The 20,220-nt window shown below is 54.0% G+C and carries 15 protein-coding genes and 1 pseudogene; 12 read left to right on the forward strand and 4 right to left on the reverse strand.

All coding sequences use genetic code 11. The features are described 5' to 3' along the window. Positions 1 to 27: 27 nt before the first annotated feature. Positions 28 to 579, forward strand: a complete 552-nt coding sequence (gene ampD, locus NR201_RS17650) for a 1,6-anhydro-N-acetylmuramyl-L-alanine amidase AmpD (protein WP_256850039.1) — start codon at positions 28 to 30, stop codon at positions 577 to 579. Between the two features lie 16 nt (positions 580 to 595). Beyond that, complete coding sequence (gene ampE, locus NR201_RS17655) at positions 596 to 1,450, forward strand: beta-lactamase regulator AmpE (protein WP_022625416.1); 855 nt, start codon at positions 596 to 598, stop codon at positions 1,448 to 1,450. On the opposite strand, the gene NR201_RS17660 is transcribed toward ampE, so the two are convergent. The 3 genes from NR201_RS17660 to aroP all read right to left on the reverse strand — a co-directional run bounded on the left by NR201_RS17660 (position 1,432) and on the right by aroP (position 5,354). Continuing rightward, positions 1,432 to 2,391, reverse strand: coding sequence for a family 43 glycosylhydrolase (locus NR201_RS17660; RefSeq protein ID WP_033756565.1), 960 nt, complete (start codon positions 2,389 to 2,391; stop codon positions 1,432 to 1,434). The two genes, ampE and NR201_RS17660, sit on opposite strands and share 19 nt — an antisense overlap. Beyond that, a complete protein-coding gene (locus NR201_RS17665) occupies positions 2,388 to 3,800 on the reverse strand; it encodes a glycoside-pentoside-hexuronide (GPH):cation symporter (RefSeq protein ID WP_154209893.1) in 1,413 nt (470 codons plus the stop codon). Before NR201_RS17665 ends, NR201_RS17660 begins: the two co-directional genes overlap by 4 nt. 198 nt (positions 3,801 to 3,998) lie before the next feature. Further along, on the reverse strand, positions 3,999 to 5,354 hold the full coding sequence (gene aroP / locus NR201_RS17670) for an aromatic amino acid transporter AroP (RefSeq protein WP_033756570.1): 1,356 nt from the start codon (positions 5,352 to 5,354) through the stop codon (positions 3,999 to 4,001). A gap of 515 nt (positions 5,355 to 5,869) precedes the next feature. Between aroP and pdhR the strand changes: the two genes are divergently transcribed. The 8 genes and pseudogenes from pdhR (at position 5,870) to NR201_RS17710 (ending at position 15,066) form a co-directional block, all read left to right on the forward strand. Continuing rightward, complete coding sequence (gene pdhR, locus NR201_RS17675; protein ID WP_010253942.1) at positions 5,870 to 6,634, forward strand: pyruvate dehydrogenase complex transcriptional repressor PdhR; 765 nt, start codon at positions 5,870 to 5,872, stop codon at positions 6,632 to 6,634. 101 nt (positions 6,635 to 6,735) lie between these two features. Next, positions 6,736 to 9,402: a pyruvate dehydrogenase (acetyl-transferring), homodimeric type gene (gene aceE, locus NR201_RS17680; protein ID WP_010253944.1), complete on the forward strand. Its 2,667-nt coding sequence runs from the start codon at positions 6,736 to 6,738 to the stop codon at positions 9,400 to 9,402. Between the two features lie 14 nt (positions 9,403 to 9,416). Continuing rightward, a complete protein-coding gene (aceF, locus tag NR201_RS17685; protein ID WP_256850040.1) occupies positions 9,417 to 11,330 on the forward strand; it encodes a pyruvate dehydrogenase complex dihydrolipoyllysine-residue acetyltransferase in 1,914 nt (637 codons plus the stop codon). A 160-nt stretch (positions 11,331 to 11,490) separates the two neighbouring features. After that, positions 11,491 to 12,915: a dihydrolipoyl dehydrogenase gene (gene lpdA, locus NR201_RS17690; RefSeq protein WP_010253950.1), complete on the forward strand. Its 1,425-nt coding sequence runs from the start codon at positions 11,491 to 11,493 to the stop codon at positions 12,913 to 12,915. A gap of 182 nt (positions 12,916 to 13,097) precedes the next feature. Next, complete coding sequence (locus NR201_RS17695; RefSeq protein ID WP_010253953.1) at positions 13,098 to 13,277, forward strand: type II toxin-antitoxin system HicA family toxin; 180 nt, start codon at positions 13,098 to 13,100, stop codon at positions 13,275 to 13,277. A gap of 26 nt (positions 13,278 to 13,303) precedes the next feature. Further along, positions 13,304 to 13,729, forward strand: a complete 426-nt coding sequence (locus tag NR201_RS17700; protein ID WP_010253955.1) for a type II toxin-antitoxin system HicB family antitoxin — start codon at positions 13,304 to 13,306, stop codon at positions 13,727 to 13,729. A gap of 81 nt (positions 13,730 to 13,810) precedes the next feature. After that, positions 13,811 to 13,900 (forward strand): annotated as a pseudogene (locus NR201_RS17705) (CRISPR-associated protein Cas1); the annotation flags it as partial. 236 nt (positions 13,901 to 14,136) lie between these two features. Next, positions 14,137 to 15,066: an Rpn family recombination-promoting nuclease/putative transposase gene (locus NR201_RS17710; protein ID WP_256850041.1), complete on the forward strand. Its 930-nt coding sequence runs from the start codon at positions 14,137 to 14,139 to the stop codon at positions 15,064 to 15,066. 427 nt (positions 15,067 to 15,493) lie between these two features. Here the strand turns inward: NR201_RS17710 and NR201_RS17715 are convergent, their stop codons facing one another. Beyond that, entirely contained in the window at positions 15,494 to 16,393 is a 900-nt protein-coding gene (locus NR201_RS17715) for a LysR family transcriptional regulator (protein WP_122459250.1), read from the reverse strand. 105 nt (positions 16,394 to 16,498) lie between these two features. Here NR201_RS17715 and NR201_RS17720 point away from each other — a divergent pair, with 105 nt between their 5' ends. Together NR201_RS17720 and acnB are read left to right on the forward strand one after the other, a co-directional pair. Next, positions 16,499 to 17,008, forward strand: a complete 510-nt coding sequence (locus NR201_RS17720) for a phenolic acid decarboxylase (RefSeq protein ID WP_010253965.1) — start codon at positions 16,499 to 16,501, stop codon at positions 17,006 to 17,008. 553 nt (positions 17,009 to 17,561) lie between these two features. Continuing rightward, positions 17,562 to 20,159 carry a bifunctional aconitate hydratase 2/2-methylisocitrate dehydratase gene (gene acnB, locus NR201_RS17725; protein ID WP_256850042.1) on the forward strand — a complete coding sequence of 866 codons (2,598 nt, stop codon included), beginning with the start codon at positions 17,562 to 17,564 and terminating at the stop codon, positions 20,157 to 20,159. The last annotated feature ends 61 nt before the right edge of the window (positions 20,160 to 20,220 follow it).

The following is a 20,220-nucleotide window of genomic DNA, read 5'->3' on the forward strand; positions in this document are numbered from 1 at the left end:
CAGCCAGGTGAAATAAGGAAAACCGCTATGAAAATCAAACAGGGCTGGCTGACCTGCGTGCGTCATGTGCCGTCGCCGCATTGCAACGAACGCCCTGATAATGAGGCACCTTCACTGCTGGTGATCCACAATATCAGCCTGCCACCCGGTGAATTTGGCGGGCCATGGATCGATAAACTGTTTACCGGCACCTTACCGCCCGATGCCCATCCCTATTTTGCGGATATCGCCGCGCTGAAAGTGGCGGCACACTGCCTGATTCGCCGTGACGGGGAGATCGTGCAGTATGTCCCCTTTGATAAACGCGCCTGGCATGCAGGCATTTCGCAGTTCGAAGGACGTGAGAACTGCAACGACTTCTCCATAGGCATCGAACTGGAAGGGACAGACAGTGAGCCTTATAGCGAGGCGCAATATCGGGCCTTGCAGCAGGTGACGCAATTACTGCTGCAACACTACCCGTTAACGCCTGCACGTATCACGGGGCACAGTGACATCGCACCGGTACGCAAAACCGATCCCGGACCTGCTTTTGACTGGGACTACTTCAAACAGCTGTTAACGCAGCAAAAATCCTGATTTTTGCGGAGTCAGTATGACGTTGTTTACCTTGTTGTTGGTTTTAGGCTGGGAGCGCCTGTTTAAACTGGGCGAGCACTGGCAGCTCGAACACCGGCTGGAGCCGATCTTTCGCCAGCGCCACCATTTCTCAATGATGCGTACCCTGCTGATGACCGTGCTGGCGATGGCGCTGACCGCGCTGGTGATCTGGAGTCTGAAAGGGCTGCTGTTTGGCGTGCTGCAACTGCTCTTCTGGATTGTTGCCGGACTGCTCTGTATCGGTGCGGGGTCGGTGCGACAGCACTACCACAGCTACCTGAAAGCGGCCAGTCATGATGACGACGCTGCGCATCAGGCGATGGCGGCTGAACTGACGCTGATTCATGGCGTGCCGGTGGAATGCAGCGAGCGCGAGTTCCTGCGTGAGCTGCAGAATGCCCTGATCTGGATAAACTTCCGTTTCTACCTTGCGCCAATGTTCTGGCTGGTGGTAGGCGGTCCGTGGGGGCCGGTGCTGCTGGTGGGTTACGCTTTTCTGCGGGCCTGGCAAGGCTGGCTGGCAAAGCACGGAACACCGATGGCGCGTTCACAATCTGGCGTGGATGCCATTCTGCATCTTCTCGACTGGATCCCTGCGCGGCTGGCGGGTGTGGCTTACGCCCTGCTGGGTCATGGCGAAAAAGCGCTGCCCGCCTGGTTTGCTTCGCTGACCGATCGGCATCGTTCTCAGTATCAGGTGCTGACGACCCTGGCGCAGTTCTCACTGTCACGCGATCCGCACACCGATAAAGTCGAAACGCCACGGGTTGCCGTGGCGTTAGCGAAACGTACCTCACTGGTACTGGTTGTCGCTGTCGCGTTGCTGACGATTTACGGCACGCTGGTGTAATCGGCAGGCGGCACGCCGAAATCAGGCGTGCCATCTTCCCGCCAGCTGAAATATTTCAGTCGGGTATGGCGGTTCGGATCCCATAACGGATCGCCTTCAATTTCAGTGTAGTTACGCGCGTGGTATACCAGCACGTCGCGTCCCGCCTCATCCTGGGTAAAACTGTTGTGACCCGGTCCATACTGATGGTTGTCCCAGCTGGAGACAAATACCGGCCGTGCAGACTTTTGCCATGCGGCGACATCAAGCGGGTCGGCATCAACGTCAATCGACAGTATCCCCAGACAGTAATTCTCATCGGTGGCGCTGGCAGAGTAGGTCACAAACAGCCGATCCCCGTGACGGATAACCGCCGGTCCTTCATTAACGCTAAAGCCTGCGCACTCCCACTCATATTCTGGCCGGCTCAGCATCACCGGCGTGCCTTTCAGCGTCCAGGGATTAAGCAACTCAGCCAGATAGAGGTTAGAGTTGCCGGGAATCAATGGATCTTTCTGCGCCCAGAGATACCAGTTTTTACCCTGATGCACGAAGTGGGTAGCATCCAGTGAGAAGCTGTCGAACTGGCTGAAGACCCGGCGGCAGGGCTGCCAATCGCCCTGCAGCGGATCTTCCGCCTCACACACCAGCGCATACATCCGGTGCTGAAACAGTCCCTCTTTGATTTCACGCGTCGGTGCTGCCGCGAAATAGATGACCCACTGTCCGTCAATGTAGTGCAGCTCAGGTGCCCAGATTAACTCGCTAAAGGGGCCGCTCTCGGGCTTGCGCCAGACGACTACCGGCTCGGCGCTGCGCAGGCCAGCCAGCGTCGTGGCGCGACGGATCTCCAGCCGGTCATACTCCGGCACCGATGCCACAAAGTAATAGTACTGTTCATGGCGCAGGATAAAGGGGTCGGCGCGCTGCTCGATAAAAGGATTCGGCCAGTCTGGGGTCATTTTACATCTCCTGTTTGCGGGGCAGCACCGTCGCGCAGGCGGACAGTGTGTAACTCATGGAAGTTTTCGCGGCGCAGCGCGAGATCCTGCTGGATGGTAATCATCATTTTGCGGTCGACCTTCATCAGTCGTACCACACCGGCGGTAATCAGATAGCCGACACCCGGAATAATGGTGAACAGCAGCATGATGCCGTTAATTGCCTCAGGTGACTGCTGCTTAGCGCCCGCATTGTAGCCATAGATCGACAGCAGAAAGCCGACCATCGCACCGGCAACCGCCAGTCCCACCTTGAGGAAGAACAGGTTGCCGGAGAAGCTGATGCCGGTGATGCGTTTGCCGGTTTTCCATTCGCCGTAGTCATCCACATCGGCCATCAGTGACCAGTGCAGCGGAGAGGGGATCTGATGCAGGATATTCAGCACAAAGTAGGCGATCACGACCATCACGGTGGCGTGGGGATCGATCCAGTAGAAACCGCTGGAGAAGAGTGCCAGCGCGATATTGGTCCAGAAGAAGACTTTGAGTTTGCACCAGCGATCGGTGAGCAGTTTCGCCAGCGTGCTGCCGACCATCATGCCAATCACACCCAGGCTGATAAACAGCGTGGCGAAGTGCGTCGACTGGCCCATGACCCAGGTCACGTAATACATGGTGGCCGCCATGCGGATGAAGCCGGGACAGACGTTACAGAAGGTCAGCAGCAGAATGCGTACCCACTGGTCATTCTTCCAGACGTCACGCAGATCTTTTTTCAGGTCATCATTACTCGGCACGGCAGGGCGGATACGTTCACGTACCGTGGCAAAGCAGAACAGAAACATCGCCAGGCCAATGGTTGCCAGTACCGCCATCGCCATCTGGTAGCCGCGCGCTTTGTCTTCGCCACCGAACCACTCTGCCATCGGCAGCAGGGACAGAGAGAGTATCAGCGTAGCGATGCCGACCATGACAAAGCGGTATGACTGGCAGGAGACGCGCTCACCGGGATCGTTAGTAATCACGCCGCCCAGAGAGCAGTAAGGAATGTTAATCGCCGTGTAGGTCAGCGACATCAGGAAGTAGGTGACGAAGGCCCAGATCACCTTGTTGTGATAGGTCCAGTCTGGCGTGGTGAACATCAAAACGCTGAACACCACATAAGGTACGGAAACCCACAGCAGCCAGGGACGAAAACGACCCCAGCGACTCTGGGTGCGATCGGCGATCGCGCCCATAATCGGATCGGTTACTGCATCGAGCACTCTGACCGAGAGCAGCAGGGTTCCCACCAGCGCCGGGGCCAGGCCGAAAACGTCGGTATAGAAGTAGTTCAGGAACAGCATGATGGCACCGCCAATCATGTTGCATCCGGCATCGCCCATGCCATATCCCAGTTTTTCCCGAAACGGGAGGGCTGTACCTTTCATGGTTTTCTCCTGCGCATCCAGTGTGAACAGGAATTATTGGCAGGAAATCAGCGAGATGAACGGGAGTAATTCGTTATGAAGATGGACAAAACAGTTGCGGGAAGAGAAGTGTGAACTGGATCGGGGCAGTTGAGACGGGCAGGAGGGCGTGAGTGACGTGCTGCAACCCCGCAGGAGGTCGCAGCACATGGTAAAGCATCAGGCTTTCTGTGTCTGGTTCTTGATAAAGTAACCCACGCCCAGAATCACCAGCCAGACCGGAATCAGCCAGACAGAGATCGCCATGCCCGGCGTGGTCGCCATCAGTACCAGAATCGCCGCCAGGAAAATCAGGCAAATCCAGTTACCGGCCGGATAGAGCAGCGCTTTAAAGCGGGTGGTTACGCCCTGCTTATCTTTCTTACGACGGAACTTAAGGTGCGCCAGGCTGATCATCGCCCAGTTGATCACCAGCGCAGAGACGACCAGCGACATCAGCAGACCAAACGCTTCACCCGGCATCAGATAGTTGATCAGCACACAGAGCGCAGTGGCGACAGCAGAGACCAGAATCGTTAACACCGGCACACCGCGACGATCGACTTTCAGCAGCGCTTTTGGCGCATTACCCTGCTGTGCCAGACCAAACAGCATACGGCTGTTACAGTAAACGCAGCTGTTATAGACCGACAGCGCCGCTGTCAGGATGACCACGTTGAGCGCATTCGCCACCATGGCATCGCCCAGCTCGTGGAAGATAAAGACAAACGGGCTGACTTCTGACGTGACACGCGTCCACGGCATCAGTGACAGCAGCACCGCCAGCGAACCAATGTAGAAAATCAGAATACGCCACAGCACCTGGTTGGTCGCTTTTGGAATGCTCACTTCCGGGTTATCCGCTTCAGCGGCGGTGATACCCACCAGCTCCAGGCCACCAAACGAGAACATGATAATCGCCATGACCATCACCAGACCGCCGATGCCATGCGGGAAAAATCCGCCCTGTTCCCACAGGTTGCGCACGGTAGCCTGCGGACCCGCGTGACCGCTGAACAGCAACCAGCCTCCGAACAGGATCATGCCAATCACCGCAACCACTTTAACGATGGCGAACCAGAACTCCATCTCACCAAACACTTTCACGTTGGTCAGGTTGATAGCGTTAATCATCACGAAGAAGATGGCAGCCGAAGCCCAGGTCGGAAAGTCTGGCCACCAGAACTGGACATATTTGCCAACGGCGGTGAGTTCCGCCATGGCGACCAGCACATAGAGCACCCAGTAGTTCCAGCCTGAGGCGAAGCCTGCAAAGTTGCCCCAGTATTTATACGCGAAGTGGCTGAAGCTGCCGGCGACCGGCTCTTCCACGACCATTTCGCCTAACTGACGCATGATTAAAAAGGCAATAAAACCGGCAATCGCATAGCCCAGAATTACGGCCGGTCCGGCGGATTCAATGACCGATGCACTGCCCAGAAACAGGCCGGTTCCCACTGCACCACCCAGCGCGATGAGCTGAATATGGCGGTTCTTGAGACCACGTTTCAGCGCTTCGCCTTGCTGTTGTTCCATACAAACCTCGTGATGTTTTTATTCTTCGTTCGCAGCGCAGGACGCTGTAATGAAGTAGTTACAATAACGTATTGATTATTTTACGGTATCTGGCGTGCTGAATAGTGCCATCTGCTACCCTGGCGACAAGAATAGTGATAAGCGAATCGCTTTGCACCTGCTTTCGCCTTTCGTGCTGAGAGTTGACTGAAAAAACGCCGTCCTGGTCACGTCTGCCCACAGCAACTTCTGCCATGAAATTCCGTTAATGACGAATAGCTTTCACTTATGTCTGCCGCTGCGCTAACGCGCTAAGCGGGTGTAAGGTTTGGTAAAAGTGAAATTATTTAACATTTGCGGTAACGCGAATTTTTCATTTTTTTAACCGCAAGTTAGCGCCAGCACAGGCTTTGGGGGCAGGTGAATGTCGCAGACACCATATAGACACAAGGTGAATACTTTGTTACTTTACCGGCACCTCTTTTCAATTGGTATTACCAATTTACTCCGGACGATTGGCTTAATAAGAAGGGACGATGGCTTACAGTAAGATTCGCCAACCTAAACTCTCCGACGCTATCGAGCAACAGCTCGAATCGCTGATTATGGAAGGGACCCTGCGTCCGGGAGAGAAGCTGCTGCCTGAGCGCGAACTCGCCAAACAATTCGATGTCTCACGTCCGTCTCTCCGCGAAGCGATCCAGCGCTTAGAAGCCAAAGGATTATTGCTGCGCCGACAGGGTGGCGGAACGTTCGTGCAGGAGAATCTCTGGCAAAGCTTAAGCGATCCACTCGTTGAGCTTCTCGCCGACCATCCGGAATCACAGTTTGATCTGCTGGAAACGCGCCATGCCTTAGAAGGCATCGCCGCCTATTACGCGGCGCTGCGCGGCACAGAGGAAGACCTGCTGCGCATTCGCGACTGCCATGTGAATATCCAGCAGGCGCAGGACAGCGGCGATTTAGACGCCGAAGCGGACGCAGTGATGCAGTATCAGATCGCTGTCACAGAAGCGGCCCATAATGTTGTGCTTTTACATTTGCTACGCTCAATGGGCCCTATGCTGGAACAAAACGTTCGCCAGAATTTCGAATTGCTCTACTCGCGCCGGGAAATGCTGGCAAAAGTGAGCGGTCACCGCGCCAGAATCTTTGAGGCGATTGTGGCTCGTGAGCCAGAAAAAGCGCGCGAGGCTTCACACCGTCACCTGGCGTTCATAGAGGAAATCTTGCTGGACAGAAGTCGGGAGCAGAGCCGTCGAGAACGCTCCCTGCGTCGTTTACAGCAACGTAAGGAATAACGTGCGACAAAGATCGTACGGACATCAGACGAGCCTGCCTGCATCTGCTTTAACAGGCTCCCGATTATTCAACGTATTAGACACAGATAAGGAACACACCCATGTCAGAACGTTTACACAATGACGTGGATCCGATTGAAACTCGTGACTGGCTACAGGCGATCGAATCGGTCATCCGTGAAGAAGGTGTTGAACGTGCACAGTATCTGATTGATCAGGTACTGGGTGCAGCCCGCAAAGGCGGCGTAAACGTGGCTGCAGGATCTTCTGCAATCAGCAACTACATCAACTCTATTGCCGTTGAAGATGAACCCGATTATCCGGGCAATACCTCTCTTGAACGTCGTATCCGTTCCGCAATTCGCTGGAACGCCATCATGTCGGTGCTGCGCGCATCGAAGAAAGATCTGGAACTCGGCGGCCACATGTCCTCCTTCCAGTCTTCTGCGACGATTTATGAAGTGTGCTTCAACCACTTCTTCCGCGCGCGCAGTGAGAAGGATGGCGGCGATCTGGTCTATTTCCAGGGCCACATCTCTCCCGGCATCTATGCCCGTGCGTTCCTTGAAGGCCGCCTGACCGAAGACCAGATGAATAACTTCCGTCAGGAAGTTGACGGTAAAGGCCTCTCTTCTTATCCGCACCCGAAATTAATGCCGGAATTCTGGCAGTTCCCGACCGTATCAATGGGTCTGGGTCCGCTGTCGGCTATCTACCAGGCGAAGTTCCTGAAGTATCTGGAACACCGTGGACTGAAAGATACTTCTGCTCAGACCGTTTACGCCTTCCTGGGTGACGGTGAGATGGATGAGCCAGAATCCAAAGGCGCGATCACCATCGCGACCCGTGAAAAACTGGATAACCTGGTCTTCATCATCAACTGCAATCTGCAGCGTCTGGATGGCCCGGTGACCGGTAATGGCAAGATCATCAACGAGCTGGAAGGCATCTTTGCCGGCGCTGGCTGGGAAGTGATCAAGGTCATCTGGGGCGGTCGCTGGGATGAGCTGCTGCGCAAAGATACCAGCGGCAAGCTGATTCAGCTGATGAACGAAACCGTCGACGGCGATTACCAGACCTTCAAATCCCGTGATGGTGCCTATGTGCGTGAGCACTTCTTTGGTAAATATCCGGAAACCGCCGCGCTGGTTAAAGATCTGTCCGATGATGAAATCTGGGCATTGAACCGTGGCGGCCACGATCCGAAGAAAATCTACGCGGCACTGAAAAAAGCGCAGGACACCAAAGGCAAGCCAGTACTGATCCTGGCGCATACCATCAAAGGTTATGGTATGGGCGACACCGCGGAAGGCAAAAACATTGCCCACCAGGTGAAGAAGATGAACATGGATGGCGTGCGCTATATCCGTGATCGCTTCAACGTGCCAGTTGCAGATGACAAAATTGAATCACTGCCGTACGTGACCTTTGAAAAGGGCTCTGAAGAGCACACGTATCTGCACGGTCAGCGTGAGAAGTTAGGCGGCTACCTGCCAACACGTCAGCCGAAGTTCACTGAAAAGCTGGAAATGCCAGCACTCGAAGAGTTCAGTGCGCTGCTGGATGAGCAGAACAAAGAGATCTCAACCACCATCGCCTTTGTACGTGCCCTGAACGTGATGCTGAAGAACAAGTCGATCAAAGATCGCCTGGTTCCGATCCTCGCCGATGAAGCGCGCACCTTTGGTATGGAAGGCCTGTTCCGTCAGATTGGTATCTACAGCCCGAACGGTCAGCAGTACACCCCGCAGGACCGCGAGCAGGTTGCTTACTACAAAGAAGACGAGAAAGGCCAGATTCTGCAGGAAGGGATCAACGAGCTGGGCGCAGGTTCATCCTGGCTGGCTGCGGCGACCTCTTACAGCACCAACAACCTGCCGATGATCCCGTTCTACATCTATTACTCGATGTTCGGCTTCCAGCGTATCGGCGATCTGATGTGGCTGGCGGGCGACCAACAGGCGCGCGGCTTCCTGGTCGGCGGCACCTCAGGTCGTACTACCCTGAACGGCGAAGGTCTGCAGCATGAAGATGGTCACAGCCACATTCAGTCGCTGACTATCCCGAACTGTATCTCCTACGATCCTTCTTACGCCTATGAAGTGGCTGTCATCATGCATGACGGTCTGGTGCGTATGTATGGCGAAGCGCAGGAGAACGTTTACTACTACATCACCACGCTGAACGAAAACTACCATATGCCAGCAATGCCCGCTGGTGCAGAAGAGGGTATCCGTAAGGGTATCTACAAACTGGAAACGGTAGACGGCAGCAAAGGCAAAGTGCAGCTGCTGGGCTCAGGTTCTATCCTGCGTCATGTGCGTGAAGCTGCGCAGATCCTGGCGAAAGATTACGGTATCGGCTCTGATGTCTACAGCGTCACCTCGTTCACTGAACTGGCACGTGATGGCCAGGATTGTGAGCGCTGGAACATGCTGCATCCGACAGAAGAAGCGCGCGTACCTTACATCGCTCAGGTGATGAACGACGCACCTGCTGTCGCCTCAACCGACTACATGAAACTGTTCGCTGAGCAGGTTCGTAGCTATGTCCCGGCCAGCGATTATCGCGTGCTGGGTACCGATGGCTTTGGTCGCTCTGACAGCCGTGAGAACCTGCGTCATCACTTTGAAGTTGATGCATCTTATGTGGTGGTTGCCGCGCTGGGTGAGCTGGCTAAACGCGGCGAGATCGAGAAGAAAGTGGTGGCCGACGCGATCACCCGATTCAATATCGATGCCGATAAAGTTAACCCGCGTCTGGCTTAAGAGGTAATAGAGTAATGGCTATCGAAATTAAGGTACCGGATATCGGGTCTGACGAAGTTGAAGTCACCGAGATTCTGGTGAAAGTTGGCGACAAGGTGGAAGCCGAGCAGTCGCTGATCACCGTGGAAGGCGACAAAGCCTCAATGGAAGTGCCGTCGCCGCAGGCTGGCGTAGTGAAAGAGATCAAAATCTCTACCGGTGACAAAGTTGAAACCGGCTCACTGATCATGGTGTTTGATGCTGAAGGCGCTGCGGAAGCAGCACCTGCCGCCGCCGAAGAGAAAAAAGCGGACGCGGCGCCAGCCGCTGCTGCGGCGCCAGCCGCTGCTGCGGCCACAGCCAGCAAAGAAGTGGCTGTGCCGGATATCGGCGGTGACGAAGTTGAAGTCACTGAGATCCTGGTTAAGGTTGGCGACAAAGTCGAAGCCGAGCAGTCACTGATTGTTGTGGAAGGCGATAAAGCGTCGATGGAAGTCCCGGCTCCGTTCGCGGGCGTGGTCAAAGAGATCACTATTTCCACCGGCGACAAAGTCAGCACCGGTTCAGCCATCATGGTCTTTGAAGCAGAAGGCGCAGCACCGGCCTCTGACGCGAAGCCAGAAGTGAAAGAAGAAGCGGCATCGGCACCTGCCGCGGCTGCAGGCGCAAAAGACGTTAACGTCCCGGATATCGGCGGTGATGAAGTTGAAGTTACCGAGATTCTGGTCAAAATTGGCGACAAAGTTGAAGCTGAGCAGTCACTGATTGTGGTTGAAGGCGACAAAGCCTCTATGGAAGTGCCTGCGCCGTTTGCAGGTACCGTCAAAGAGCTGAAAGTGGCGACCGGCGATAAAGTCAGCACCGGCTCACTGATCATGGTGTTCGAAGTCGAAGGTGCTGCTCCGGCTGCCCCTGCGGCCGCGAAACAGGAAGCCGCACCGGCTCCTGCTGCCAAATCTGAAGCTAAAGCCGCGGCACCCGCTCCAGCTAAAGCGGATAGCAAAGGTGAGTTCGCAGAGAACGACGCTTACGTTCACGCTACCCCGGTGATCCGTCGCCTGGCGCGCGAGTTCGGTGTTAACCTGGCGAAAGTCAAAGGCACCGGCCGTAAAGGTCGCATTCTGAAAGAAGACGTGCAGACTTACGTGAAAGAGGCCGTGAAACGCGCTGAAGCGGCACCAGCTGCAGCCAGCGGCGGCGGTCTGCCTGGCATGCTGCCATGGCCGAAAGTTGATTTCAGTAAGTTTGGCGAAATCGAAGAAGTCGAACTGGGGCGTATCCAGAAAATTTCTGGCGCGAACCTGAGCCGTAACTGGGTAATGATCCCGCACGTTACGCATTTCGACAAAACCGATATCACCGATCTGGAAGCTTTCCGTAAGCAGCAGAATGCTGAAGCAGAGAAGCGTAAGCTGGATGTGAAGTACACCCCGGTGGTGTTCATCATGAAAGCGGTCGCGGCGGCGCTTGAGCAGATGCCACGCTTCAACAGCTCGCTGTCTGAAGATGCGCAGAAACTGACGCTGAAAAAATATATCAACATCGGTGTGGCGGTTGATACGCCAAATGGCCTGGTAGTTCCGGTCTTTAAAGACGTGAACAAGAAAGGCATCACCGAGCTGTCGCGTGAACTGATGGCGATTTCGAAGAAAGCGCGTGACGGTAAGCTGACAGCGGGCGACATGCAGGGCGGATGTTTCACCATCTCCAGCCTGGGCGGCCTGGGCACCACGCACTTCGCGCCGATCGTGAACGCGCCGGAAGTGGCTATCCTGGGTGTCTCTAAATCGGCGATGGAGCCGGTGTGGAACGGTAAAGAGTTTACTCCGCGTCTGATGATGCCGATTTCTCTCTCCTTCGACCACCGCGTAATCGACGGTGCTGATGGTGCACGATTCATCACCATTATCGGCAATATGTTGTCTGACATTCGTCGTTTAGTTATGTAAATGTAAAGAAGGCCGGCGGAAGCCGGCCTTCCTGTAACGATTCGTCGCGCCGCGGTTGGCAGTTTGTTAACAATTCTGTAAACTCTTGCGGTGAAAGTCCCGGTGGAACAAGGGCATTATAAGAAAGTCTGACCCGCCGGATATCAATTAAGAGGTCATGATGAGTACAGAGATTAAAACCCAGGTCGTAGTACTTGGGGCAGGTCCTGCAGGTTACTCTGCAGCCTTCCGTTGTGCGGATTTAGGTCTGGAAACCGTACTGGTAGAGCGTTACAGCACCCTGGGCGGTGTTTGTCTGAACGTCGGTTGTATCCCATCTAAAGCGCTGCTGCACGTTGCTAAAGTGATTGAAGAGGCGAAAGCCCTTGAAGAGCACGGCATTGTGTTTGGCCAGCCATCTACTGATATCAACAAGATTCGCAGCTGGAAAGAGAAGGTTATCAACCAGTTGACTGGCGGCCTGTCAGGAATGGCAAAAGGTCGTAAAGTCACCGTGGTTAACGGCCTTGGCAAATTCACCGGTGCTAACACCCTGGTGGTTGAAGGAGAAGGCGGCGCGACCACCATCAACTTCGATAATGCCATTATCGCTGCGGGTTCACGTCCAATCGAACTGCCATTCATTCCACATGAAGATCCACGTGTCTGGGACTCTACCGATGCGCTGGAACTGAAAGAAGTGCCGAAGCGCTTGCTGGTCATGGGCGGCGGCATCATCGGTCTGGAAATGGCGACGGTTTATCATGCGCTGGGTTCAGAGATTGATGTGGTTGAGATGTTCGACCAGGTTATCCCGGCTGCGGATAAAGACGTGGTGAAAGTCTTTACCAAGAAAATCAGCAAGAAATTTAACCTGATGCTGGAAACCAAAGTGACCGCCGTTGAAGCAAAAGACGATGGCATTTACGTTTCAATGGAAGGTAAAAAAGCACCAGGCGAAGCGCAGCGTTACGACGCAGTGCTGGTGGCGATCGGCCGTGTGCCGAACGGTAAAGGTCTGGATGCTGGTAAAGCGGGCGTGGAAGTGGACGATCGCGGCTTCATTCGCGTCGACAAGCAGATGCGCACCAACGTGCCACACATCTATGCTATCGGCGACATCGTCGGTCAGCCAATGCTGGCGCATAAAGGCGTGCACGAAGGCCACGTGGCGGCAGAAGTGATCTCCGGTCTGAAGCACTACTTCGATCCGAAAGTGATCCCTTCAATTGCCTATACTGAGCCAGAAGTTGCCTGGGTCGGTCTGACCGAGAAAGAAGCGAAAGAGAAGGGCATCAGCTACGAGACCTCCACCTTCCCGTGGGCAGCCTCAGGCCGTGCTATCGCTTCTGATTGTGCAGACGGTATGACCAAACTGATTTTCGACAAAGAGACGCACCGGATTATTGGTGGCGCGATTGTCGGTACTAACGGCGGCGAGCTGTTAGGCGAAATCGGTCTGGCGATTGAGATGGGTTGTGATGCGGAAGATATTGCGCTGACCATCCACGCTCACCCGACCCTGCATGAGTCAGTCGGTCTGGCGGCAGAAATCTTCGAAGGCAGCATCACCGATCTGCCTAACGCGAAAGCGAAGAAGAAATAAGTTTCTGCTACTAAAGAAGAAAGCTCCCGTTATGGGGGCTTTTTTTTCGCCTGGATTCTGGTGCTGTATGGCAAGAATCGATTTGGGTTAAGACTAAAGGTAACCCCAACAACCCTGAAAACGTTGCCTGTGAGAGTTATTAGAGTTATCGTGCTTTCATCGGGACGCGACAGGACACAGGGATGGATAGCAGCACGTTAATTTCCGAAATGAAGGCTGATGGCTGGGTTCTGACAGGGATAAACGGTAGCCATCACCATTTCACACATCCGACAAAACCGGGGCTGGTTACAGTACCCCATCCTAAAAAAGACTTACCGATCGGTACGGTAAAGAGCATCAGGAAACAAGCGAGAATTTAATCCCGCTTGCCCGTAGAGGTATGAATATGTTTTATCCAATCGCGATTGAAGCGGGTGATCACGAACACGCATACGGCGTAATCGTTCCCGATTTACCAGGGTGTTTCTCTGCCGGGGATACTCTTGATGAAGCCATTAAAAACGCCAAAGAGGCTATCACAGGGCATATCGAATTATGTGTAGAACTCGGTCATGAGATCCCTGCCGTGTCCACCATTGAGACTCTGGCCACGAATCCTGACTATCAGGGTTATATCTGGGCATTGGTTGATGTAGATGTCATTCGCTTGCTGGGCGGCTCTGAAAAAATCAATGTCACTTTACCCAGGTCGTTAATTGATCGGATTGATCGTTGTGTGGCTTCACACCCCGAATACAAAAGTCGCTCGGGCTTTCTGGCTCAGGTAGCGCTTGAGCGTATTACTGCTCCGATTAACAGGCCTCAAAAGTAAGTCCGCGTGATAGCTAAATTTATTGGTGGCAGAGGAATCAAAAGGCACCGTTTATGAGTTTTTACCCCTTAAGCCGTTGCCATGATCTTTCTCACGTATGGTCAGGTTGATGTCTTTGATGATGCTTTTATCCAGATTGATAAAACCGGCGTAAGAATGCATATTCCGGTGAATCTGGATGGACTGCAGCTGATTCTCTTCCTGACTCTTACAAATCAGTGAGTTACTGATCTTTAAATACGTGAATTTAGTGGTGATTTTTTTGTGAGGGTAAAATCATCATATTTTACAGCCACATACATTAAGAGTGTTCCCCGCTCAAGCGGGGATAAACCGCATTGATGATGGAGGTGGCCAGACATCTGGCCTGTAATCCCCTACGAATGTGAATATCAGAGTCAGGCCCGATGAAAAAAAAGAACAGCACTCCCACACCTCACGATGCCACTTTCCGGCAGTTTCTCTCACAGCCGGACATTGCCCGCGACTTCATGGAACTGCATCTGCCCGCCGAACTGCGCGCTATATGCGACCTCAGCACCCTGAAACTTGAATCCGGTTCGTTCGTTGAAGACGATCTTCGCCAGTATTTCAGCGATATCCTCTACAGCCTGAAGACCAGTAACGGGGATGGGTACATACACGTCCTGGTTGAGCATCAGTCTACGCCGGACAGGCATATGGCATTCAGGCTGATGCGATACGCTGTGGCGGCTATGCACCGCCACCTTGAAGCGGGCCATGAGCAGCTGCCGCTGGTTATACCGGTACTGTTCTATACCGGCAAACGCAGCCCTTATCCGTATTCAACACGCTGGCTCGACGAATTTGAAGACCCTTCGCTGGCGGAAAACCTCTATGGCAGTACCTTTCCACTGGTGGATGTCACGGTGATCCCGGATGAGGAAATCATGGGGCACCGCAGCATGGCGGCGTTGACGCTGTTACAGAAGCACATACATCAGCGTGACATCGCGACTCTCACCGATCGGCTGGCCACGTTACTGATGGCTGATTATCTTTCTTCACCCCAGGTAACAGCGCTGATACACTATTTACTGCAGGCAGGCGAGTCGGCTGACTCCGAAGCCTTCGTGCGCGAACTGGCACAGCGAGTGCCGCAACACGGAGACGCACTTATGACCATCGCACAGCAGCTGGAGCAGAAGGGCATCGAGAAAGGTATTCAGCTTGGTGAACAGCGTGGAATCGAGAAAGGCCGAAATGAAGGCAAAGTCGAAGTTGCCCGCACTATGCTGCAGAACGGCATTGACCGTAACACCGTCATGAAAATGACCGGTCTCTCAGAAGATGATCTTTCACAGATTCGTCACTGATTTTGATGTCAGAAAACGGCTCGGCAACGTAAAGCCCTGCACTACAGGGCTTAACAAATTTAATGAAACGCAGGCGCTGCTCATCAGTCAGTGCGCTGACACAGTCTCCCGGGTTAACTGACTATAATTACGAGCGTGCTTTTCTGCCATCCCCGAAACTCATCACAAAGCAATTCGACTGTTATGACAAAATTACCGGGGCTCCTGGCTTAAACATCAGGATAGGTGACGTTCCTGGGAGGAAGCGAAGAGGGCTGCAGATCAGCAGGGCATAACCTTCCTGGATGCTAAAATTCAGGGGCCGGCTAAGGTCTGGCTTATCCCTTTCACTGTTTCCAGTACACCCGGTAAACACAATATGGGATGCTGGACGGTGGCTCTCTGACAGTCAAATTCTCAGAAGATTAGGCAGCAAGCTAACCTTCATCTAACCACGCATCTCCCATGCAGCCACTCGTTCAATAAACATCTGCGCCAGGGCAGTAATGGCGCTGTTGCCGGGTAGTCTCTCTTCATTGATATACATCACCAGCGAACTACTGCGTCGGCGGCCCTGCAGCAGCGGCAGGGGACGGAGCTCACCGCTTTCTAACAGCGCGGCGATATTCTGTTCCGGCAGCCAGCCATAACCTAACTGATGCTGGACCGCTTCAATGGCTGCCGACAGCGTCGTGAATGACCAGTTCTCCGCCTGATCGCCATTGACCTCCGACTGCTGCTGTTGCTGACGATCCAGAATGGTAATGCAGGGCCAGCGTGCCAGCGTAGCAGCACTAAGCGGGGCGGATTCGCGGTGCAGCGGGTGGTCGCGATGGGCGACGGCGACGAAATCGACACTCATCAGGCTTTCGCCTGCTAACGGCGTGTCGCCATATTGTGCCACCAGCCAGAGATCAGCCTGATTTTCCGCCAGTCTGTCAGGCGTTTCGCTTCGGACGATTTCGCTAAACCAGATGCGGACATGCGGATAGCGTTGCTGAAAGGTCTGAAGCACATCGAATAGCAAGGGTTTGGGCAGAGTCGCATCGACCATCAGATCGATGCGCGAACGCTCGCCGCGTTGCAGTGCACTGGCCTGCGCCTCAAGCGCGCCGAATCCCTCCAGCAGCGGACGCACCTGTGCCAGCAACTGATGTCCCTCTGCACTCAGGACAGCGCGGCGGCCCTCCTGCTGAAGCAGGGTCAAACCCAGCCGCTGCTGTAACAGGCTCAGCTGATAACTCAGTGAGGACTGGCTGCGATTGTTCTTCTCCGCTGCCAGCGCAAAACTCCCCTCATTCACTACTGCGTCGAGCAGATACCACTGTTCGAGTGTTGTCTTGTACATGCTCACTCATCTAAAAATTAAATTATTAAGTGCTAAAAATAGCGTTATTCATCGGTTTTGTAACGCGCAATAATCTCCTCAAGGAAAACAAATGAGGAATTAACCATGAGCACTTTCGATAAACATGACCTGTCTGGCATCGTCGGCAAACATCTGGTTTACACCTATGACAACGGCTGGAATTACGAGCTCTACATTAAAAATGCCAGCACCATCGACTATCGCATTCACAGCGGTATGGTCGGTAATCGCTGGGTTAAAAATCAGCATGTCTATGTCGTTCGTCTGGCGCAGGATGTCTATAAAGTTTCCTGGACTGAACCAACCGGAACCGATGTCAGCCTGGCCGTTAATCTGGCTGATAAAATTTTCCACGGCACCATCTTCTTCCCGCGCTGGGTAATGAATAATCCGGAGAAAACCGTCTGCTTCCAGAATGATCATCTGGAAGAGATGGCAAAATTCCGCGAAGCGGGTCCGGCTTATCCAACCGAAGTGATTGATGAGTTCGCGACGCTGACCGTAATCCGCGATGTGGGTGAAAATAACGAAAGCGTGATCGACTGCCCGCCAGACCAGCTGCCAGCGAATTTTCCGGAAAATCTGAAAAATTAAGCATATGCAGAAGAGGTCATGACGACCTCTTCTGAATAGCAGTTTCTGTCTTGTAGCTTCTGACGTGTAACTTGCGAGAATGAAAAAGAGATTTACCGACCAGGGTTTTATCAGTAGTAATCAGCAGGACGAATTCGGTTTCAGTTGCATCAGGCTGATTTCCGGCCTGGTGTTGTTATCCTCCTGAGCTCACCTCCGCTGTACCCCATAAACACGCCGGCTTCTATTCCTGCCAGTTATCTATTTCCCTGAATCACTTCGCTAAAGCCACGGCAAAACTGACATAAACCTGCAGCCATTTGTGTGGAATGCGGTACGCTGCAGAGAGACCCATTCAGCCGACTCAGCTGGCTGATGCAGGGAGTTAAGCGGGCAGAATGGCCGTAGTGGATTATGTTGTATTTTTGTAAACAGATTAACAAACAGACGAAATACTGCTATTCTGCCCTCCGCGAAACCGGGCACCTCAACCTGGACGAGAAAGGGAAGATTGTTCTCCATAAGTGAGCAAGGTGGTCGGAAAGCCCTACATAATGAGAGCGAGGATAACGTCGTGCTAGAAGAATACCGTAAGCACGTTGCCGAGCGTGCTGCCCAGGGAATTGTACCTAAGCCTTTAGAGGCTTCCCAAATGGCCGCGCTGGTTGAACTGCTAAAAAATCCACCTGCGGGTGAAGAAGAATTTTTGATCGATTTATTGGTCAACCGCGTCCCACCTGGCGTCGATGAAGCGGCGTATGTCAAAGCCGGTTTCCTGGCGGCTGTCGCCAAAGGCGAAGCAACCTCTCCTCTGATATCTCCTGAAAAAGCGGTTGAACTGCTTGGCACCATGCAGGGCGGTTACAATATTCATCCGCTGATTGAGGCGCTGGACGATAGCAAACTGGCTCCGATTGCCGCGAAAGCCCTTTCACACACGCTGCTGATGTTCGACAACTTCTATGATGTCGAAGAGAAAGCGAAAGCGGGTAATGAATACGCGAAGCAGGTGATGCAATCCTGGGCAGATGCGGAATGGTATCTGTCACGGCCTGAACTGGCAGAGAAGATCACGGTTACAGTGTTTAAAGTCACTGGCGAAACCAACACCGACGATCTCTCTCCGGCCCAGGATGCCTGGTCACGTCCAGACATTCCTCTGCACGCCCTGGCGATGCTGAAAAATGCCCGTGAAGGCATTGAGCCTGATGACGCGGGCAATATCGGCCCGATCAAACAGATCGAAGCTCTGAAGACCAAAGGTTTCCCGCTGGCGTATGTCGGTGATGTTGTCGGAACCGGTTCTTCACGTAAATCCGCCACCAACTCGGTGCTGTGGTTTATGGGCGACGACATCCCGAACGTGCCAAATAAAAAAGGCGGCGGCGTGGTGCTGGGCAGCAAAATTGCACCCATCTTCTTCAACACCATGGAAGATGCGGGCGCACTGCCCATTGAAGTGGACGTAAACAACCTGAACATGGGCGATGTGATCGACATCTATCCATTCAAAGGCGAAGTCCGCAACCACGAAACCAATGAGCTGCTGGCCAGCTTCGAGCTCAAAACCGAAGTAGTGATTGACGAAGTGCGCGCCGGTGGCCGTATTCCGCTGATCATCGGTCGCGGCCTGACCACCAAAGCGCGCGAGTCGCTGGGTCTGCCGCACAGCACCGTATTCCGTCAGGCGAAAGATGTCGCGGAGAGCACCCGTGGTTTCTCGCTGGCGCAGAAAATGGTTGGCCGCGCCTGTGGCGTGACCGGCGTTCGTCCGGGTGCCTATTGCGAACCTAAGATGACCTCGGTTGGCTCGCAGGATACCACCGGCCCGATGACCCGTGACGAGCTGAAAGATCTGGCTTGCCTGGGCTTTTCGACCGATCTGGTGATGCAGTCGTTCTGTCACACCGCCGCGTATCCGAAGCCGGTGGATGTGAGCACGCACCATACGCTGCCAGACTTCATCATGAACCGCGGTGGTGTGTCACTGCGTCCGGGTGACGGCATTATCCACAGCTGGCTGAACCGTATGCTGCTGCCGGATACCGTCGGTACCGGTGGTGACTCGCACACCCGTTTCCCTATCGGCATCTCTTTCCCGGCAGGTTCAGGCCTGGTGGCGTTTGCCGCCGCGACTGGCGTAATGCCGCTCGACATGCCGGAATCGGTTCTGGTGCGCTTCAAAGGTAAGATGGAGCCGGGCATTACCCTGCGCGATCTGGTTCACGCCATTCCGCTGTATGCCATCAAACAGGGTCTGCTGACCGTTGAGAAGAAAGGTAAGAAAAACATCTTCTCTGGTCGCATCCTGGAGATTGAAGGTCTGCCGGATCTGAAAGTCGAGCAGGCGTTTGAGCTGTCCGATGCGTCAGCAGAACGTTCCGCTGCGGGCTGTACCATCAAGCTGGATAAAGCGCCGATTATCGAATACCTCAGCTCTAACATCGTGCTGCTGAAGTGGATGATCGCAGAAGGCTACGGCGATCGTCGTACGCTGGAGCGTCGCATTGACGGTATGGAGAAATGGCTGGCCGATCCTCAGTTGCTTGAGCCGGATGCCGATGCTGAATATGCCGCCGTGATCGAAATCGATCTGGCTGAAATCAAAGAGCCAATCCTCTGTGCGCCAAACGATCCGGACGATGCACGTCTGCTCTCTGACGTTCAGGGTGAGAAGATCGACGAAGTGTTTATCGGCTCATGCATGACCAACATTGGTCACTTCCGTGCTGCGGGTAAACTGCTGGATAGCCACAAAGGCCAGCTGCCAACCCGTCTGTGGGTGGCACCGCCAACCAAGATGGATGCGGCACAGCTGACCGAAGAAGGCTACTACAGCGTATTCGGCAAAAGCGGTGCGCGTATCGAGATCCCGGGCTGTTCACTCTGCATGGGTAACCAGGCACGTGTTGCAGATGGTTCGACAGTGGTCTCTACCTCGACCCGTAACTTCCCGAACCGTCTGGGTAACGGCGCTAACGTCTACCTGGCGTCAGCGGAGCTGGCTGCGGTCGCGTCTCTGCTTGGCAAACTGCCAACGCCGGATGAGTATCAGCAATTCATGGCGCAGGTCGATAAAACGGCCAGCGACACGTATCGCTATCTCAACTTCGACCAGCTGACGCAGTACACCGACAAAGCTGATGGTGTGATTTTCCAGACCGCGGTCTGATTCTTCACCTTGCAGGCATGAATAAGGGGCGATGATTCGCCCCTTTTTTTCGTCTCAGCAT

Origin of the sequence: Pantoea sp. Fr-CA_6, assembly GCF_024520895.1 — a bacterium.
Classification (GTDB): Bacteria; Pseudomonadota; Gammaproteobacteria; order Enterobacterales; family Enterobacteriaceae; genus Pantoea; species Pantoea agglomerans.

What these genes read in the sequence shown, in the direction of transcription:
- lpdA (WP_010253950.1), top strand. Translation starts at nt 11,491, where the DNA reads ATGAGTACAGAGATTAAAACCCAGGTCGTAGTACTTGGGGCAGGTCCT.
- pdhR (WP_010253942.1), top strand. Translation starts at nt 5,870, where the DNA reads ATGGCTTACAGTAAGATTCGCCAACCTAAACTCTCCGACGCTATCGAG.
- NR201_RS17700 (WP_010253955.1), top strand. Translation starts at nt 13,304, where the DNA reads ATGTTTTATCCAATCGCGATTGAAGCGGGTGATCACGAACACGCATAC.
- NR201_RS17695 (WP_010253953.1), top strand. Translation starts at nt 13,098, where the DNA reads ATGGATAGCAGCACGTTAATTTCCGAAATGAAGGCTGATGGCTGGGTT.
- aroP (WP_033756570.1), bottom strand. Translation starts at nt 5,354, where the DNA reads ATGGAACAACAGCAAGGCGAAGCGCTGAAACGTGGTCTCAAGAACCGC.
- aceF (WP_256850040.1), top strand. Translation starts at nt 9,417, where the DNA reads ATGGCTATCGAAATTAAGGTACCGGATATCGGGTCTGACGAAGTTGAA.
- aceE (WP_010253944.1), top strand. Translation starts at nt 6,736, where the DNA reads ATGTCAGAACGTTTACACAATGACGTGGATCCGATTGAAACTCGTGAC.
- NR201_RS17660 (WP_033756565.1), bottom strand. Translation starts at nt 2,391, where the DNA reads ATGACCCCAGACTGGCCGAATCCTTTTATCGAGCAGCGCGCCGACCCC.
- NR201_RS17715 (WP_122459250.1), bottom strand. Translation starts at nt 16,393, where the DNA reads ATGTACAAGACAACACTCGAACAGTGGTATCTGCTCGACGCAGTAGTG.
- NR201_RS17720 (WP_010253965.1), top strand. Translation starts at nt 16,499, where the DNA reads ATGAGCACTTTCGATAAACATGACCTGTCTGGCATCGTCGGCAAACAT.
- ampD (WP_256850039.1), top strand. Translation starts at nt 28, where the DNA reads ATGAAAATCAAACAGGGCTGGCTGACCTGCGTGCGTCATGTGCCGTCG.
- NR201_RS17665 (WP_154209893.1), bottom strand. Translation starts at nt 3,800, where the DNA reads ATGAAAGGTACAGCCCTCCCGTTTCGGGAAAAACTGGGATATGGCATG.
- NR201_RS17710 (WP_256850041.1), top strand. Translation starts at nt 14,137, where the DNA reads ATGAAAAAAAAGAACAGCACTCCCACACCTCACGATGCCACTTTCCGG.
- ampE (WP_022625416.1), top strand. Translation starts at nt 596, where the DNA reads ATGACGTTGTTTACCTTGTTGTTGGTTTTAGGCTGGGAGCGCCTGTTT.